This is a genomic window from Paucibacter sediminis (genome assembly GCF_030254645.1).
Classification (GTDB): domain Bacteria; phylum Pseudomonadota; class Gammaproteobacteria; order Burkholderiales; family Burkholderiaceae_C; genus Paucibacter_B; species Paucibacter_B sediminis.
The window spans coordinates 1182880-1200443 of sequence record NZ_CP116346.1 but is presented as its reverse complement, the minus strand read 5'-3'; the positions used below and the strand labels follow the sequence as shown (position 1 = coordinate 1200443).

Sequence of the window (17564 nt, the reverse complement as noted above, 5' to 3'; positions counted from 1 at the left end):
GTCAGGGATCTAGCGCGCCGCACCGCAGCAATTCCGCCCCCGAGCTCGCGTAAATTCAGGACCAGTAGTTCATCTTTGCCAGGAGTCCGTCATGAGTGAGCGCACCACCATCCACCGTCTGCAGATCGCCAGCCCGCTGGTCAGCTTCATCGAGCAGCAGGTGCTGCCGGGGACAGGTCTTGCCCCCGCGGCGTTCTGGGCCGGCTTCGACGCCATCGCGCACGACCTGGCCCCGAAGAACCGCGCCCTGCTGGCCGAGCGCGAGCGCCTGCAGACCGCGCTGGACCAGTGGCACAGCGCGCATCCCGGCCCGATCCAGGACATGCCGGCCTATCGCGCCTTCCTGCAGGAGATCGGCTATCTGGTGCCGCAGCCCGAGAACGTGCAATCCAGCACCGCCCATGTCGACGCCGAGCTGGCCCTGCAGGCCGGCCCGCAGCTGGTGGTGCCGATCCTGAATGCACGCTACGCGCTGAACGCGGCCAACGCGCGTTGGGGCTCGCTGTATGACGCGCTCTACGGCACCGACGCGATCCCCGAGACCGATGGCGCCGAGCGCGCCGGCGCCTACAACCCGGTGCGCGGCGCCAAGGTGATTGCCTATGCGCGCCGCGTGCTCGACCAAGCCGCGCCGCTGGCCGGCGCCTTGTCGCATACCCAGGCCGCGGCCTACCGCGTCGAAGGCGGCCAATTGGTGGTGGAGCTGATCGGCGGCGGCCGCGCCGCGCTGCAAGACCCCGCGCAATTCGCGGGCTACCAGGGCGAGGCGGGGGCGCCGAGTTCGGTGCTGCTGGTGCACAACGGCCTGCATCTGGACATCCAGATCAACCGCGCCACGCCGATCGGCAAGAGCGACGCCGCCGGCGTCAGCGACCTGGTGCTGGAAGCGGCACTCTCGACCATCCTCGACCTGGAGGATTCGGTCGCCGCGGTGGATGCCGAGGACAAGCTGCTGGCCTACAGCAACTGGCTGGGCATCCAGCTGGGCACGCTGACCGAAGAGGTCAGCAAGGGCGGCAAGACGTTTACGCGCGCGCTCAACGCCGACCGGCGCTACAGCGCACCGAACGGCGGCGAGCTCGTGCTGCATGGCCGCTCGCTGATGTTCGTGCGCAATGTCGGCCACCTGATGACCAACCCGGCCATCCTGCTGGAGGGCGGCGCCGAGATCCCCGAGGGCATCATGGACGCGGTCATCACCGTCACCATCGCCCTGCATGACCTGAAGCGCCGCGGCAATTCGCGCACCGGCTCGATCTATATCGTCAAGCCCAAGATGCACGGCCCGGCCGAGGTGGCCTTCGCGGCCGAGCTGTTCGGCCGCGTCGAGCAATTGCTGGGCCTGCCCGACAGCACCGTCAAGCTGGGCATCATGGACGAGGAGCGCCGCACCAGCGTGAACCTGAAGGCCTGCATTGCCGCAGCCAGCAGCCGCGTGGCCTTCATCAACACCGGCTTCCTGGACCGCACCGGCGACGAGATGCATACCGCCATGCTGGCGGGCCCGATGATGCGCAAGGGCGATATGAAGAGCTCGGCCTGGATCCAGGCCTACGAGCGCAGCAATGTGCTGACCGGGCTGGCCTGCGGCCTGCGCGGCCGCGCCCAGATCGGCAAGGGCATGTGGGCCATGCCCGATCTGATGGCGGCCATGCTGGAGCAGAAGATCGCCCATCCCAAGGCCGGTGCGAACACCGCCTGGGTGCCCTCGCCCACCGCCGCGACCCTGCATGCCCTGCATTACCACCAGGTCAGCGTGACGGCGGTGCAGCAGGAGCTGGAGAAGGTCGATTTCCGAGCCGAGCGTGAGGACATTCTCAACAAGCTGCTGACCATTCCGGTGGTGGCCGAGGCGCGCTGGAGCGCAGCCGAGCGCCAGCAGGAACTGGACAACAACGTGCAGGGCATCCTGGGTTATGTGGTGCGTTGGGTGGACCAGGGCGTGGGTTGCTCCAAGGTGCCCGACATCCACAACGTCGGCCTGATGGAAGACCGCGCCACGCTGCGCATCTCCAGCCAGCACATCGCCAACTGGCTGCACCATGGGGTGGTGAGCGAGGCCCAGGTGCGCGAGACCTTTGCCCGCATGGCCCAGGTGGTCGACGCCCAGAACGCCGACGACCCGGCCTACCAGAGCCTGGCCGCGCATCCCGATGGCGCGGCCTTCCAGGCGGCGCTGGACCTGGTGTTCAAGGGCAAGCAGCAACCCAGCGGCTACACCGAGCCGCTGCTGCATGCCTGGCGCCTGAAAGTGAAGGCCGCGGCGCGTTGAGCGCGCAGGAGCGTGTAGTTCGGCACTTGTCAAATGCGTTGCACGGACCCAACAGGGTCCCCCTCTATGCCCAAACGTAAAGCCAAACGTTAAAGTTTGTATACGTATTTGCTGCTGCGCCCAGTGCGTCTTCCCACAAGGGAGAGGTCGGGCGCAGTGGTTTTATTGGGCCACCACCTCAGAGGGACTTCATGTCGAGGACTTACAAATTCAGCGTGATCGGCGCCGCCGTCATCGCAGCCATGGGCACCATGTCGGCCCAGGCACAAAACCAGCTTGAGCGTATCGAGATCACGGGTTCGAGCATCAAGCGCATCGCCAGCGAAGGCGCACTGCCGGTCCAGATCATTGGCGCCGAGCAGATCCGCGCTTCGGGTGCGACCAGCGTGGCCGAAGTGATCCAGAAGCTGCCTTCGATGCAGGGCTTCCAGGTTGCCGATATCGCCATCGGCACCAACTCGGGTGGTATCGCCACCGCTTCCATCCATGACATCGGCGGTTCCTACACCCTGGTGCTGCTGAACGGCCGCCGTATCGCACCGACCGGCTCGGGCTCCACCATCAACCTGAACGCCATCCCGATGAGCGCCATCGAGCGCGTGGAAGTGCTGACCGACGGCGCCTCGGCCCTGTACGGCTCGGACGCCATCGCCGGCGTGGTGAACTTCGTGCTGAAGCGCAACAGCCAAGGCGGCAACGTCACGGTGCAGGCCAATGCCCCGCTGGAAGGCGGCGGCGCCTCGGCCAATGCCAGCGTCACCTATGGCGTGGGCGATATCGACAAGCAGGGCTTCAACCTCGTGGCCACCTATCGCCACGACGAGCAGAAGCAGATGAAGTCCGGCGACCGCGATTTCGCCAAGTCGGCCTGGGTGCCGTTCGAGTGGAACGGCAAGAACTACATCTACGACCGCACCAGCACCTCGGCCGATCCGGCCAATGCGCAGGTCACGTTCAAGACCCTGGCCGGCGAGCCCGCCAGCTCCAAGCTGGCGAACTACTCGTTCAACCCTTACTACAAGGCGAACGGCAACAAGTGCGCGCCTAACAACTACTACAGCCTGAACAACTCGGCCAGCGCCACCTCGGTGACCGAGATGTGCGCATTCGACTTCGTCAGCACGATCGACATCGTGCCCGAGTTCAAGCGCGACTCGCTGTTCCTGGCCGGCAACCTGAAGGTCAGCGACAAGGTGAACCTGTTCACCGACGCCGCCTACTCGCGCATCGACCTGATCGCACGTATCGCGCCGAACCCCGTGCCCGTGGCCATCCCGGTCTCGTCCTCGCTGTTCACCAAGTACGTCGCCCCCTACCTGACGGCCAACCAGATTGCGCACGTCAACACGGTCAGCGCCGCCTACCGCGCCACCGACTTCGGTACGCGCGATTCGCAGACCGTCACCGACTCCAAGCACCTGGTGCTGGGCGCCGACGTGGACCTGGGCAACTGGACGGTGAACGGTGCCGTGACCTGGTCGCAGAACGCCATCGACGAGAAGTACGTTGGCGGCTATTTCAAGACCAAGGAGTTCACCGACATCATCAAGAATGTGTCGATCGACCCCTTCGTGCCGTCCGGCAACCAGACCGCCGCGGCCCAGTCGCTGATCGCCAACTCGATCTTCAACGGCACCATCCGCACCGCCACCACCACCATGAAGGCCGCGGACGTGCGCGCCTCTGGCGAGATCTTCAAGCTGCCGGCCGGCGCCGTCAGCATGGGTCTGGGCGGCGACTTCCGCAACTACCAGTACAAGCAGACGCCTTCGGCCGCTGCCGTGAACGGTGAGATCTACAACTTCAACGCGCCCACGCCTTACGACGTGAAGCGCGACAACATGGGCCTGTTCACCGAATTGCTGGTGCCCGTGGTGAAGGATCTGGAGCTGACCGGCGCGCTGCGCTATGACTCGATCGGCAAGATCACCGACGCCGTCAACAACAGCACGGTGGGCGACAAGGCCAGCAAGGTGACCTACAAGGTGTCGGCGCGTTACCAGGTCTCCAACGCCGTGCTGCTGCGCGGCTCCTACGGCACCGGCTTCAAGGCACCGGCGATGCTGGACATCTCGGCGCCGCTGGTGGCCAACGGCGTGACCGCAGCCAACTACGCCTGCCCCTTCCCCGGCACCGACGCCTGCAAGCCGGCTGACAAGACCCAGTACAGCCAGCTCGCCGGTGGCAACGCCAACCTGAAGCCCGAGCGCTCCAAGCAAGGCACGGTCGGTATCCGCTTCGAGCCCAGCAACGACTTCGGTATCGGTGCCGACTACTGGCGCGTCGACATCAGCGACGCCGTCAGCGGTGTGTCGGCCAACCAGGCTTTTGCCGATCCGCAGAAGTACAAGGAGCTGTTCACCACCTTCAGGACGCCGGCCGAGCCCCAGGCTTACTACGCGTTCAAGAGCCTGTCGATCAATATCGGCAAGGCCAAGACCTCGGGTATCGACTGGGACGTGGTGACGCGTTTCAACACGGGCGCTGGCCGTCTGACCGTTGGCCTGACCGGCACCTACATGATCGAGTCGTCGTACACCCGTCCTGGCACGGACAACGACTTCACCGACAGCCTGGGCAAGTACGGCGAGAACGCGGCAGTGACCTTCCGCAACATCGTGCGCGCCACCGCCAAGCTGGAAACCGGTGCCTTCACCAACACCCTGACCCTGAAGGCTCGTTCGGGCTACCAGGACATCACCGCCACCGTGCGTGATGTGGCCACCAACAAGAACACCACGGTCTCGGTCGTGGTGCCGCGTTACGCCACCGTGGATTGGCAAGGCAGCTACAAGTACAACAAGGATCTGGAACTGCGTCTGGGCGTGAACAACCTGTTCAACTCCAAGCCGCCGTTCACCCTGCGTGACTCCTCGGGCCACCAGGTTGGCTACGATCCGCGCTATGCCGATCCGATGATGCGCATGGTGTACGTCACCGGCAGCTACAACTTCTAAGTTCTAGCCACCCAGTGCAAAGGGGCCGCGCAAGCGGCCCCTTTTTTCATGGCGCGGCGCGTGTGGCGCTCGCCTGGATCAGATGCGATGGTGCGCGCTGGGGTCCCCCTGCGCACGCTCAAGGCGGCGCTGGCAGTCCAGGCAGCGCAGCGCCTCGGGCTGGCGCTGCAGGCGATCGAAGGCGATCGCCTCACCGCAATCGCTGCACAGGCCATAGCCCTGGCCGCGCAGGCGCTGCAAGGCCTCGTTGACCTGGCGCAGCTCGTCCAGATGGCGGTCGCTGCGCGCCAGGTCCACCTCGCGGTCGGCGTCGCGGGCGGGCTCGTCGTCGCCGTCCTGCAGCAGCAGCTCGCGCGCATGCTCGGCGCGCGATTGCTCGCCCAGCTGGCCGTGCAGGCTGCGCTCCAACTCCTGCTGGCGCTGCACCAGCAGCATCTCCAGCTGCGCATGCTGGCCGGGGGTCAGGTCTTGGGTCATGAGGCTTCTCCTAAGCTTTGATCATGCTCGCACCGCGCCGCCGGCGGAGATTTGATTCCGGTCAATACCGCCGCCGTCCCTAAAATGTGCCCAACTCAATAGGAGAGAACAAGCATGTCTGAACCCCTGGCTGCGGCGCCAATGCCGCAGCGATGCGAGGTGCTGGTGGTGGGCGCGGGCCCGGCCGGCAGCGCCGCGGCGCGTGTGCTGGCGCGTGCCGGCGTGGACGTGGTGCTGCTCGATCAGCAGCCCCAGGGGCGCGACAAGATCTGCGGCGATGGCCTGATCCCCGATGCCCATGCGGCCCTGCAGCGCCTGGGCCTGCTGGGCCAGGTGATGGCGCGTGCCGAGCCCGTGGCCCATGTGGGTTGCATCGGCCCGCGCGGCACCCGCATCGATGTGCCGGGCGAGCTGGCGGTGCTGCCGCGCCGCGAGCTCGACGAGTTGCTGTGCCAGGCGGCCCAGGACGCCGGTGCCCGTTTCATCGCGCCGGCGCGCTTCGAGAAGCCGCTGGAAGATGGCCAGGGGCGCGTCTGCGGTGCGCTCGTCGGCAAGGACGGCGTGCAGCATGAGCTGCAGGCCGACTGGGTGCTGCTGGCCACCGGCGCCGTGCCCAAGGCCCTGAGCGCCGCCGGCATGTGCGAACGCCACACGCCCAGCGGCGTGGCGCTGCGCGGCTATGTGCGCGCGCCCTCGATGGTGGGCCGCATCAAGGCCATGGAGGTGGTGTGGAGCAAGGCGGTGCGGCCCGGCTACGGCTGGATCTTCCCGGCCCCCAATGCCACTTTCAACATCGGCGTGGGCGTGACCGACAGCCACAGCGCCGTGGGCGGCAAGGGCGCCAAGAAGGAACTCAATCTGCGCGCCATCTTCGACGCCTTTGTCGAGCATTACGAACCCGCCGCGGCGCTGATGCGCGAGGGCGAGCTGGTGGGCGAACTCAAGGGTGCGCCGCTGCGCTGCACGCTGGACGGCGCGCGCTGGTCGCGCCCGGGCCTGCTGGTCACCGGCGAGGCGGCCGGCTCCACCTACAGCTTCACCGGCGAGGGCATCGGCAAGGCGATGGAGACCGGCATGCTGGCGGCCGAGGCGCTGCTGCAGGGGCGCCGCCAGCACAGCGACGATGCGGCGGTGCGCGCCGCCTATGAGCAGAGCCTGCGTGCGCTCAAGCCCAAGTTCGATCTCTACCAGCGTGCCAACAAGGTGAACGCCATGCCTTGGCTGGCCGATCTGCTGATCTGGCGCGCCCAGCGCAGCCCGCGCCTGCTGCAGCGCATGAGTGGGGTGTTGCGCGAGACCAGCAACCCGGGCAACCTGATCAGCCTGAAGGGCTTCTCGCGCCTCTTCCTGGAATAGACCATGTGCCAATTGCTCGGTATGAATGCCAAGCTGCCAACCGACGTGATGTTCAGCTTCACCGGCCTGGCGCAGCGTGCCGACGAGCACAAGGACGGCTTCGGCATCGCCTTCTTCGAGGGCCGCGGCCTGCGCCATTTCGTCGATCACCACAGCGCGCGCGTCTCGCCCCTGGCCAAGCTGGTGCAGGACTATCCGATCAAGAGCGACAACGTGATCGCCCATATCCGCAAGGCCACGCAGGGCCAGGTGGCGCTGGAGAACACCCACCCCTTTGTGCGCGAGCTGTGGGGGCGCTACTGGGTGTTCGCGCACAACGGCAATCTGAAAGACTTTGCGCCACGTCTGCATGGCGCGTTCCGGCCGGTGGGCCAGACCGACAGCGAGCGCGCCTTCTGCTGGTTGATGCAGGAGCTCGCCAAGGCGCATTGCGATGTGCCCAGCGTTACCGAGCTGAGCCACACGCTGCGCGAGCTGATGCCGCAGCTGAACCGCTATGGCACCTTCAATATGCTGCTCTCCAACGGCCAGGCGCTGTGGGCGCATGGCAGCACGCATCTGCACTATCTGCTGCGCCGCCACCCGTTCGGCCGCGTGCACCTGCAGGATGAGGACCTGAGCGTGGACTTCTCCGAGCACACCACGGCCGAAGACCGCGTCGCGGTGATCGCCACCGAGCCGCTCACGCGCGGCGAGCCCTGGGTGGCCATGGCCCCCGGCGAGCTCAAGGTGTTTGTGGGCGGCGAGCTGTTCGCCTGAAGCTGCCGGCCGTTCATCGCCTGTTGGCGCCATTCGCCGCAGCAAGGTCTTGGGGCCTTGCGGTGGAACCTAGACTCGCGCCATGACGCACCGCCCCGACACCCTCGACTGGACCCAATGGATCTGCCCCGGGCCGCGCCGCCGCTTCTCGGCGCTGGAGCTGCGCCAGGCCGGTGCGCAGCCCTGGCCCAGGGGCATCGACCACTACGTCTACAGCAATACGCTGATCCTGGCCGCGGTGTTCTACAACGAACTGCCCAGGGGCCTGGGCCTGTGGGTGCTGCTGGCCTCCCTGTGCATGAGCGTGGCCAGCCTGCTGACGGCGCGCTGGCTCTGGCGCCAGCCCACCCGCAAGAACCTGAACCTGGCCTCCTGGGGGGCGGTGCTGGTGAGCCTTGTGCTGATCTTTGGGTTGGCCAAGGTGCATGGCAAGGAGATGCTCAGGTTCGCCGCGCCCGTCCTGGTGGCCGGCATCACCCTGGTGCTCAGCGCCTGGTGGTTCCTCACGCTCTACCGGGTGCAGCAGATCGAGGCGCGCCTGCGCGAGCTGGCCGACCAGGAGGCCAGCCAGCGCCTGGCACGGCGCCTCGCCACCGCGCAGATCCAGCCGCACTTCCTCTTCAACACCCTGGCGTCGCTGCAGCATTGGGTCGACACCCAGGACAGCCGTGCCGCCGGCATGCTGCGCTCCTTCACCCGCTATCTGCGCGCCACCCTGCCGATGTTTGAGCATGAAAGCCTGCCGCTCGGCCAGGAGCTGCAGATCGTCGCCAGCTATCTGGAAGTGATGCAGGCGCGCCTGGGTGCGCGCCTCGCTTGGCGGATCGAGGCGGCGCCGGAGCTGCAAGACCTGACCCTGCCGCCCGGCGCCCTGCTGACCCTGGTGGAAAACGCCATCGGCCATGGCATCGAACCGGCGCTGCGCGGCGGCCGCATCGATGTGCGCGCCTACCGCGAGGGCGCGGCGCTGCGCCTGGAGGTGCAGGACGACGGTGCCGGCCTGTGCGCCGAGACGGCAAGCGACGACGGCCTGGGCCTGACCAACACCCGCGAGCGCCTGCAGCAACTCTATGGCGCGCGCGCCAGCCTGCAGCTGCTGGCGCAGGAGCCGGGCTGCCTGGCCCGCATCACCATCCATGACGAGGGAGAACAGCGTCCATGAGAGCCCTGATTGCCGACGACGAGGAAGGCCCGCGCGAACAGCTGGCGGCCGCGCTGGCGCGCCTGTGGCCCGAGCTGCAGATCGTGGCGCGCAGCGAGAACGGCATCGACGCCTGGGACGATGCGCTGGCGCTGGAGCCCGACATCTGCTTCCTTGATATCCGCATGCCCGGCCTCACCGGCCTGGACGTGGCGCAGCGCCTGGCGCGCTTGAGCGAGCCGCCGCAGCTGGTGTTCGTCACCGCCTATGGCGACCACGCGCTCACCGCCTTCGAGGCCGGCGCGATCGACTATGTGCTCAAGCCGGTGGACGACGCCCGCCTGGCGCAGACGGTGGCGCGCCTGCGCAATCGGCAGGCCGCGGCGCAACCGAGCGCACAGGCCATGCAGGCCCTGCTGCAGCAGCTGCTGCCCGCGGTGCAGCGCCCGCCGGCCCGCCCCATCCAGGCCAGCCTGGGCCGCGAGATCAAGCTGATCGCGCCCGAGGAGGTGATCTATTTCGAGAGCGACAGCCGCTACACCCGCGTGGTGTTCGAGGGTGGCGAGGCGCTGATACGCACGCCGCTGAAGGAATTGCTGGCCACCTTGGATGGCGCGCAGTTCTGGCAGGTGCACCGCTCGGTGCTGGTGAACAGCCGCCACATCGCCAGCGCGCTGCGGGTGGACGAGAACAGCATGCAGCTCACGCTCAAGGGGCGCGAGGAGCGGCTGCCGGTGTCGCGCCAGTTCCAGTCGCTCTTCAAGGGCCAGTGAGCGTTGCCGCGCTGCGCACGGCAAGGGCCAGCCCGGGGTGCGCAAGCCGCCTTCCGGGCTCACAATCGGCGCCATCCCGACATCCAATGGTTCCGACATGGCTGCTGCTCTTCCATCTCCGCGCTTCGACGAGTTCTACCGCTACGATGCCCTGACCGAGCTGCTGTTCGCCTATGCGGAGGCGCGGCCCAACCTGGTCTCGGTGCGCTCCATCGGCAAGAGCCACGAGGGGCGCGACATCTGGGTGCTGGTGCTCACCAACACCGCCACCGGCGCCGACGTCGACAAGCCGGCCTTCTGGCTGGACGGCAATATCCACGCCGCCGAGCTCAGCGCCAGCACCGCCTGCCTGTTCTACCTCAACGACCTGCTGAACAAGTACGGCCTGGAGCCGCAGGTGACGCAGCTGCTGGACACGCGCGTGATCTATATGGTGCCGCGCCTGAACCCCGATGGCGCGGAGCTGGCGCTGGCGGACCGGCCGCGCCACATCCGCTCGTCAACGCGCCGCTACCCCTATGACGAGGAGCCGGTGGACGGCCTCAATATCGAGGACGTGGACGGTGATGGCCGCATCCTCACGATGCGCGTGCCCGACCCCCATGGCGGCTACAAGAAGCATGCCGGCGACCCGCGCCTGATGGTGGCACGCGAGCCGGGCGAGTTCGGCGGCGAGTACTACCGCCTGATCCCCGAGGGCTTCATCAAGCACCACGACGGCCTCACCGTGACGATCAACCCCGATCGCGAGGGCCTGGACCTGAACCGCAACTTCCCCAGCGAATGGCGGCAGGAATACAAGCAGCTCGGCGCCGGACCCTACCCGACCAGCGAGCCCGAGGTGCGGGCCATGGTGGACTTCATCGTCGCCCACCCGAATATCGGCGCGGCCATCAGCTATCACACCCACAGCGGCGTGATCCTGCGGCCGATGGGCTCGCAGAGCGACGACGACATGATTCCCGAGGACCTGTGGAGCTACAAGCAGTTCTCGGCCCTGGGCGAGAAGCACACCGGCTACCCGGCCATCAGCATCTGGCACGACTTCAAGTACCACCCCAAGGACATCATCAGCGGCACGCAGGACTGGGTCTACGAGCACCTGGGCGCGCTGTTCTGGGTGGTGGAGATCTGGTCGCCCAACAAGGCCGCCGGCATCGAGGGCTACAAGTGGATCGACTGGTACCGCGAGCATCCGGTGGAGGACGATCTCAAGCTGCTCAAGTGGAGCGACGAGCAATGCGGCGGCCAGGCCCATGTGGACTGGCAGCCCTTTCAGCATCCGCAGCTCGGCGCGGTGGAGATCGGCGGCTGGGACAAGATGAACTTCTGGCGCAACCCGCCGCCGCATCTGCGCGAGCGCGAGGCGGCGCGCTTCCCGGCCTGGATGAACCAGATCGCGCTCTCGCTGCCCAAGCTGGAGTTGCTGCGCACCGAGGTGCGCGCGCTTGGCCCCGACACCTGGCGCGTGCGCCTGGCGGTCTCCAACAGCGGCTACCTGCCCGCCTACGTGACCAAGCGCGCGCTGGAGCGCAAGACGGTGCGCGGCGTGATGTTCCACATCCACCTGCCCGATCCGCTCCTGAACCCCGAGATCAGCCTGGTGAGTGGCAAGGAGCGCATGGAGGGCCCGCAACTGGAGGGTCATGCGCCCAAGCAGTCGCAGCATGCCTTCCTGCCCAGCCGCGAGGTCACCGCGGATCGCGCCGTGGGCGAGTGGGTGGTGCGCGCGCCCAAGGGCACGCGCCTGGCGCTGACGGCCAGCGCCGAGCGCGCCGGAACGGTCAGGACCGAGGTGGTGCTGGACTGAGATCGCTCGCCTGCCCGCCCGCGGCGGGCTGATCAGTCCTTTTTGGGTGCCAGGCCTTGCGCCTGCGCCGCCTGCATGGCCTCGCGCCAGACGCGCGCCGGCACGAAGGTACGCAGCTGGCCCAGCGCCTTCTCGATCAGTTCGGGATGCAGCTCGTGGCCGATGTCGGGCAGGATGTCGGCGGTGATGTCGGCGCCCAGGCGCACCAGGCGCTTGGCGGCGTCCACCTGGTCCTGGTAGGGCAGGGTGCCGTCCTGCAGGCCATGCATCAGGTGCAGGCTCACGTTCAGCGGCGCGTGCCCGGGCATATTGGCATAGGCGCCGCTGAAGGCCAGCACGCGGCCGGCCAGCGCCACCTCGGCCTGCACCGCTTCCAGCGCCATCACCGCCCCTTGCGAGAAGCCGGCCAGCGCCACGCGTTCCCAGGGCAGGTCGAACTGTTCGGCCCAGGCCCGCACGGTGGCGATGAAGCCGGGCAGGGCGGCCGCCACGCGCTGGCCATGGTTGTCGTCGTTGGCGTCCTTGAGCGAATACCACTGGTGACCCGCCCCGCCACCGGGGATCTGGTCATAGGGCTCGGGCGCATTGATCGACACCACCGCGGCCTGCGGGTACTGGGCACGCAGGGCCTGGGCCAGCGGCCGCATCTGCGAGGCATCCGCGCCGGCACCGTGCAGCAGCAGGAACAGCAGATCGGGCAGGCCCTTGTCGGGCAGCAGGGCAAGGGCTTGGGAGCGGGCGGGGGTGTTCATGCCCCGATTGTCCCTCCGTCGCTCAGGTCCGCAGATTGTCCGGATCCTTGTGTCCGATCAGCCGCACCAGGGCCTGGCGCAGGCGCGGCGCGTCGATGGGCTTGGTGAGGAACTCGTTCATGCCGGCGGCCAGCGCCTCGTCGCGTTCGGACACCAGGGCCGCGGCGGTGAGCGCGACGATCGGCAGCTCCTCGGCGCTGAAGCGGCGGCGCACATGGCGGGTGGCCTCGTGGCCGCTCATCACCGGCATCTGCACGTCCATCAGCACGGCGTCGTAGGGCTTGCCCATGCTGGCGGCGGCGTTGATGGCCTCCACCGCCTGGCTGCCGTCGCTGGCCTGCGCCACCTCCAGCCCCCATTGCTCCAGCAGGGCCACGGCGATCATCATATTGACCGGGTTGTCCTCCACCATCAGCACGCGCAGGCCCTTCAGGTCCTCGTTGTCGCGCGCCTCGCGCAGCTGGGTGCTGATGGGGGTGGGGGCGGCGGAGAGCGGCAGCTCGGCCCAGAAGGTCGAGCCCTGGCCGGGCGTGCTTTCACAACCCACCTGGCCGCCCATCAGGCTGGCCAGTTCGCGGCAGATCGAGAGGCCCAGGCCGGTGCCGCCGAAGCGGCGCGTGGTCGATTCATCCGCCTGCGTGAAGGGCTGGAACAGCCGGCCCTGCATCTCGGCGCTGATGCCGGGGCCGGTGTCGCTGACCTCGATGCGGATGCGCTCCTCGTCGAGGCGGCGCACCTGCACGGCCACCGAACCCGACTCGGTGAACTTGAGCGCGTTGGTGAGGTAGTTGCTGAGGATCTGACGCAGGCGCACCGGGTCGCCCACCACCCAGGCGGGCACGGCCTCGTCGACGTCGATCTTGAAGGTCAGGCCGCGCGCCTGCGCCAGCGTCAGATAGGCCATGCGCATGGTGCCCAGCATGTCGCGCAGCGCAAAGGGCACGGACTCCAGCGTCAGGCGGCCGGCCTCGATCTTGCTCAGGTCCAGGATGTCGGAGATCAGGCCCGAGAGGCTCTCGGCGCTGTCCAGCATCTGGTCCAGGTAATGGCGGCGCGTCTCGTCGTCCAGGTCGGGCTGCTGCAGCATGCGCGCCAGGCCCACCACGCCGTTCAGCGGCGTGCGGATCTCGTGGCTGGTGTTGGCCAGGAAGGCGGTCTTGGCGCGGCTGGCGGCCTGGGCCTCGTCCTTGGCCTGGGCCAGCGCGGCCTCGACGCGGCGCTTCTCGGTGACGTCTTCCAGAATCCAGATGGTGCCGCCGCGGCTGGGGTGGTTGGGGTCCACCGCGCGCGCCAGCAGGCGGCAGAGGAAGGTCGAGCCGTCGCGGCGCCGCATCATGCGCTCGGCCTCGACCTGCTCGCCCGCCGCCAGGCGCGGCCCCAGCTCGGCGCCCACCGCCGCATAGTCGGCCATGCTGGGCCAGACCACGCTGCCATGCTGGCCGATCAGGCTGCCGTCGGGCCAGCCGAACATGTCTTCCACCAGCTTGTTGACCTGCACGAACTGCTGGTCGCGCGTCAGCGTGATGCCGATCGAGGCGTTCTCGAGAATCGCCGCGTGCACCAGCCGGGTCCGTTCGCTCTCCGACACGTCGCGCGCGTTGATGACCAGGTAGGACAGGCCCTCCATCACGAAGGGGGCCGCCGAGATCACCATCGCGATCGGATCGCCATGCTTGTTGATGAAGGTGGCCGGCATCTCGCTGACGCGGCCATGCAGGCGGATCGCCTCGACCAGGCGCTCGCGATCCTCATGCTTGTGCCAGATGCCCAGTTCGTCGGCGGTGTGGCCCAGCACCTCATCGGTGCTGTAGCCGGTGAGCTCCTCGAAGGTCTTGTTGACCATCGCGTAGCGGCCGGAGTTGATCTCGGTGAGGGTGATCACATCCGGGCTGGTGGCCACCAGGTGCGAGAGCAGGCCCTCGGAGCGGCGCAGCGCGTCCTGCGCGCGCGAGGCCTCGGTCTGGTCGATGAAGAAGGAGAGCGTGGCCGGGCCGCTGGCGGCGTCCACGCGCACGCTGGTGGCCTGCACCAGGCGGCGCCGGCGCGACAGGGTGCGCAGCCTGAACTCGGCCATCGGCAGCATCGCACCCACCGGCATCGCCTCGATCTTGGCGGCGCGCTGGCGCGCGCGCTCGTCGTCGCCCGGCTCGTAATGCGAGAACAGGTCCTGGCCGATCATGCTGGAGCGCTGGGTGTAGCCGAACATCGCCATCGCGGCCGGGTTGGCATCCAGCACGCGGCCCCAGCGGTGCAGCACCAGCGGCGAGGGCGAGCGGCGGAACAGCTCGCGGTAGCGCGTCTCGGTGGCGACGATGGCCTGCTCGGCCTGCACCTCGCCGGTGACGTCGCGGCCGACACCCCAATAGCCGCGGAAATTGCCCTGCGCGTCGAAGCGCGGCTCGCCGCTCACCGACACGAAGCGCACCGTGCCGTCGTCGTTGCGGCGCCTTGCCACCACGCCGCGGAAGCTGCGGTGCGATTCGAGGTCGGCGCGGTGCGCGTCCATGTCCTCGTCAGACAGGCCCAGCTGCTCCAGCTCCCAGGGCGTCTTGCCCTGGCGCGCCTGCAGGTCCAGGCCGGAGGCGCCGGGGCGGTCTTCGGCCAGATGGGTGAAGCGGAACTCGCGGTCCATCTCCCAGTACCAGTCGGCCGCCATGCTGAGCAGATGGCGGAAGCGCGCGCTGCGATCGCTGGCCTCCTGCACCGAGCGCCGCACCATGCGGGCGGTGCCCAGGCCCACGATCAGGCCGGCACTCAGCAGCAGGCTGTGGGCCAGCAGGCGGGCGGGCAGGCTGACGCTGCGCTGGGCGACCGTGATCCAGCCGGCCAGCTCGGCCCAACCCAGGCCGGCCAGGCAGGCCAGGCCCATGCAGAACACGGCCAGGCCGGTGCGCAGGCCGACGATGGCGGTGGTCAGGGCCACCATCAGGCCCATCACGCCCAGGCTGATCGAGTACAGGCCGAGCTGGCGCGACACCGCGATAGCCAGCGCCAGCGCGATCACCAGCGCCTGCATCAGCAGCACCACGGCGCGGCCATGCTGGCGCGGCTGGCGCCACAGCAGGGCCAGGCCGGTGGCGGCGGTGCCCAGGGCCAGGCCCGGCGGCAGCCAGCCGCCCAGCGGCTCGCCCGGGCCGATGCTCAGCACCAGCATCGCGGTCACCACCGTGCACAGGCCCACGCAAGCCCACAGGAACAGGCGCACCGAGCGCCACAGCAGGCTTTGCTCCAGCGCCGTGCGGCCTTCGCCCGGGGGCAGGTCATGCCCCACCAGGCTGCTCAAATCATCCAGGCTGTCCTTGCTGCTGCTCACTGCGGGTGTCCACTCTCGGGCCAGCTGGGGAGTCTCAGCCACAAGCGGGGGTGGTGAACAGCAGGACAGACCCGGAAACCACAGACAGATCACCCGGAGTGAGGGGATCTGCGCAGTTTTTGGCGCTTCAGGCCTTGGCTTGCTTGAGCTGCGCGCGCGTCTGCAGGGCCACGCGGCGGGCCGCGGCGGCAAAGTCCTCGCCTTGGCTGGCGTAGAGCACGGCGCGCGAGGAGCTCACGATGATGGGGCTGCCCGGCCGCCAGCCAGCCTTCACGGTGGCGTCGGCATCGCCGCCCTGGGCGCCCACGCCCGGGATCAGCAGGGGCAGGGTGGGGGCCAGCTCGCGCACGCGCGCAATCTCGCCCGGGAAGGTGGCGCCCACCACCAGGCCCAGCTGGCCGTTCTTGTTCCAGTCGGTCTGGGCCAGGCGGGCCAGGTGCTCGTAGAGGCGCGGCTGGCCTGCCACGTCGGCCAGGCGCTGGTTCTGCCAGTCGCTGCCGCCGGGGTTGGAGGTGCGGCACAGCAGGATGGCGCCCTTGTCGGGATAGCGCAGATAGGGCTCGATGCTGTCGAAGCCCATGAAGGGCGAGAGCGTCACCGCATCGGCCTGGTAGCGCATGAAGGCCTCGCGGGCGTACTGCTCGGCGGTGGAGCCGATGTCGCCGCGCTTGGCGTCCAGGATCACCGGCACATGGGGCGCGACGCGCTTGATGTGCGCCATCAGGCGCTCCAGCTGGCTTTCGGCGCCATGCGCGGCGAAGTAGGCGATCTGCGGCTTGAAGGCGATCACCAGATCCTTGGTGGCGTCCACGATGGCGGCGCAGAAATCGTAGATGCGCGCCGCATCGTTCTTCCAGGCGCCCGGGAACTTGGCGGGTTCGGGGTCCAGCCCCACGCACAGCAGCGAGTCGTTGAGTTGTTCGGCGGCGTGGAGTTGCTGGATGAAATTCATGTGGCTTTTGGGGGCTGGTGGCAGGTGGCGTATTGTCGCGCTTTTGCTTTTTGCATGAGGAGCGAGCATGGAGGTGCTGCGGACCGAGAGACTGAGGCTGCGCTGGTTCACGCTGGACGACGCCGCCCAGGTGCTGGCGCTGCTCAACGAGCCGGGCTGGATCAGCAACATCTCCGATCCGGGCGTGCGCGATCTGGCGCAGGCGCGCGACTGGATGCAGGGCCGCCTGCTGGACCATTACTGGAAGCTGGGCCATGGCTTCTGGGCGGTGGAGCGCCTGGCCGATGGCGAGTTCCTGGGCCTGTGCGGCGTGTTCAAGCGCGATGCGCTGGAGCATCCCGATGTCGGCTATGCGCTGCTGGAGCGCCACCATGGCCGGGGCTATGCGCGCGAGGCCGCCGCAGCCAGCCTGCGCTATGCGCGCGAGGTGCTGGGCCTGCGCTGCGTGCAGGCCATCATCGCGCCCCACAACGAGGCCTCGGCGCGCGTGCTGCTGGCCATCGGCATGCAGGAACAGGGCCTGCGCCAGGTGGCGGGCTACGACGGCGGCTCGGTGCTGTTCGAATGGCGCGCCGCCGGCGCGGAACCCGACGACGCGGCACAGATCGATGCCCTGGCGGCGCGTTTTCTGGGCGCCTTCGACAACCGTGGCGGGCGCTGCCCGACGCTGGCGGCCTTGCCCTACTGGCTGCTGCCGGATGCGCAGATCCGCCACCACGATGGCCAGCAGGGCGCGCAGCTGATGGACGTGCCCGGTTTTGTGTTGCCGCGCGCCGAGCTCTTGCGCGAGGGCGGCCGGCTGCAGGACTTTGCCGAACGGGAGCTGGCGCAGGAGACGCGTATCCAGGGCCGGATCGCGCAGCGCTGGCTGCGCTACGAGAAGGCCGGGCGCCTGGATGACGCCCCCTATGCCGGCCGCGGCCAGAAGAGCCTGCAGCTGCTGAAGACGGCGCGCGGCTGGAGGATCGCCGCCGTGCTGTGGGAGGACGAGGCCGCCTGAGT

Annotated in this window: 12 protein-coding genes; 8 read left to right on the top strand and 4 right to left on the bottom strand. The window is 68.4% G+C overall.

Going from position 1 to position 17564, the window contains the following annotated elements; translation table 11 throughout:
• Nucleotides 1-91: 91 nt before the first annotated feature.
• Together PFX98_RS05450 and PFX98_RS05445 are read left to right on the top strand one after the other, a co-directional pair.
• On the top strand, nt 92-2272 hold the full coding sequence (locus PFX98_RS05450) for a malate synthase G (protein WP_285234155.1): 2181 nt from the start codon (nt 92-94) through the stop codon (nt 2270-2272).
• A 191-nt stretch (nt 2273-2463) separates the two neighbouring features.
• Entirely contained in the window at nt 2464-5229 is a 2766-nt protein-coding gene (locus tag PFX98_RS05445) for a TonB-dependent receptor (RefSeq protein ID WP_285234154.1), read from the top strand.
• A gap of 78 nt (nt 5230-5307) precedes the next feature.
• Here PFX98_RS05445 and PFX98_RS05440 read toward each other — a convergent pair whose 3' ends face one another.
• Nucleotides 5308-5706, bottom strand: coding sequence for a TraR/DksA family transcriptional regulator (locus tag PFX98_RS05440; protein WP_285234153.1), 399 nt, complete (start codon nt 5704-5706; stop codon nt 5308-5310).
• A gap of 114 nt (nt 5707-5820) precedes the next feature.
• On the opposite strand from PFX98_RS05440, the gene PFX98_RS05435 reads away from it, so the two are divergent.
• The 5 genes from PFX98_RS05435 (at nt 5821) to PFX98_RS05415 (ending at nt 11545) form a co-directional block, all read left to right on the top strand.
• Entirely contained in the window at nt 5821-7062 is a 1242-nt protein-coding gene (locus tag PFX98_RS05435) for an NAD(P)/FAD-dependent oxidoreductase (RefSeq protein ID WP_285234152.1), read from the top strand.
• Nucleotides 7063-7065: 3 nt separating this feature from the next.
• Nucleotides 7066-7821, top strand: coding sequence for a class II glutamine amidotransferase (locus tag PFX98_RS05430; protein ID WP_285234151.1), 756 nt, complete (start codon nt 7066-7068; stop codon nt 7819-7821).
• A gap of 82 nt (nt 7822-7903) precedes the next feature.
• Complete coding sequence (locus tag PFX98_RS05425; RefSeq protein WP_285234150.1) at nt 7904-8983, top strand: sensor histidine kinase; 1080 nt, start codon at nt 7904-7906, stop codon at nt 8981-8983.
• Nucleotides 8980-9735 (top strand): LytR/AlgR family response regulator transcription factor, encoded by a 756-nt coding sequence (locus PFX98_RS05420; protein ID WP_285234149.1) that lies wholly within the window; start codon nt 8980-8982, stop codon nt 9733-9735. Before PFX98_RS05425 ends, PFX98_RS05420 begins: the two co-directional genes overlap by 4 nt.
• 97 nt (nt 9736-9832) lie before the next feature.
• Complete coding sequence (locus tag PFX98_RS05415) at nt 9833-11545, top strand: M14 family metallopeptidase (RefSeq protein ID WP_285234148.1); 1713 nt, start codon at nt 9833-9835, stop codon at nt 11543-11545.
• Nucleotides 11546-11577: 32 nt separating this feature from the next.
• On the opposite strand, the gene ypfH is transcribed toward PFX98_RS05415, so the two are convergent.
• From ypfH to pyrF, 3 genes are all read right to left on the bottom strand, one after another.
• Complete coding sequence (gene ypfH / locus PFX98_RS05410; protein ID WP_285234147.1) at nt 11578-12297, bottom strand: esterase; 720 nt, start codon at nt 12295-12297, stop codon at nt 11578-11580.
• 22 nt (nt 12298-12319) lie between these two features.
• Nucleotides 12320-15610 carry a PAS domain-containing hybrid sensor histidine kinase/response regulator gene (locus tag PFX98_RS05405; RefSeq protein WP_285234146.1) on the bottom strand — a complete coding sequence of 1097 codons (3291 nt, stop codon included), beginning with the start codon at nt 15608-15610 and terminating at the stop codon, nt 12320-12322.
• A 127-nt stretch (nt 15611-15737) separates the two neighbouring features.
• Entirely contained in the window at nt 15738-16562 is an 825-nt protein-coding gene (gene pyrF, locus PFX98_RS05400) for an orotidine-5'-phosphate decarboxylase (RefSeq protein WP_285234145.1), read from the bottom strand.
• A 67-nt stretch (nt 16563-16629) separates the two neighbouring features.
• Between pyrF and PFX98_RS05395 the strand changes: the two genes are divergently transcribed.
• Nucleotides 16630-17562, top strand: a complete 933-nt coding sequence (locus PFX98_RS05395) for a GNAT family N-acetyltransferase (protein ID WP_285234144.1) — start codon at nt 16630-16632, stop codon at nt 17560-17562.
• Nucleotides 17563-17564: the final 2 nt, after the last annotated feature.